Below are 389 nucleotides of genomic sequence, written 5' to 3'. Positions count from 1 at the left end.
ACTGGTGATGGGAAATGTGGCTCAAGCCATGATCGTTACTGCCGCTTTACAAATGATTTACATGGGGGTATTTTCTCCTGGCGGATCCATGCCAGCGGAACCTTCAATTGCTGCGGCGATTGCCGTACCGGTAGCTTTGCTAGGAAATCTGCAACCAGAAGCAGCGATTGCTGTTGCCGTACCTGTTGGTTTGCTAGGGAGTTATTTGTATCAGTTCCGTTTCTTTATCAATACCTTCTTAGGAAAATATACGGATAAAGCAGTGGAAGATCTTAATGACAAAGCAATGACTCGTTCAATTATTTTATACCCAACGCTGGCTTCATTTATTTTATTTGTTCCGCTGGTATTTATTGCACTTTATTTAGGAGCTCCACTGATTGCTGATG

The 389-nt window shown here is 42.9% G+C and carries 1 protein-coding gene; it reads left to right on the top strand.

All coding sequences use genetic code 11. The annotated features are described in order from the left end of the window. On the top strand, positions 1-389 hold a 389-nt coding region (locus tag P3R27_RS14950; protein ID WP_301399213.1), incomplete at both ends, for a PTS sugar transporter subunit IIC.

The organism is Enterococcus spodopteracolus, assembly GCF_030441955.1.
GTDB classification, from domain to species: Bacteria; Bacillota; Bacilli; order Lactobacillales; family Enterococcaceae; genus Enterococcus_B; species Enterococcus_B spodopteracolus.
The sequence above is the reverse complement of the archived record's forward strand: the minus strand, read 5'-3'. Positions and strand labels throughout refer to the sequence as shown.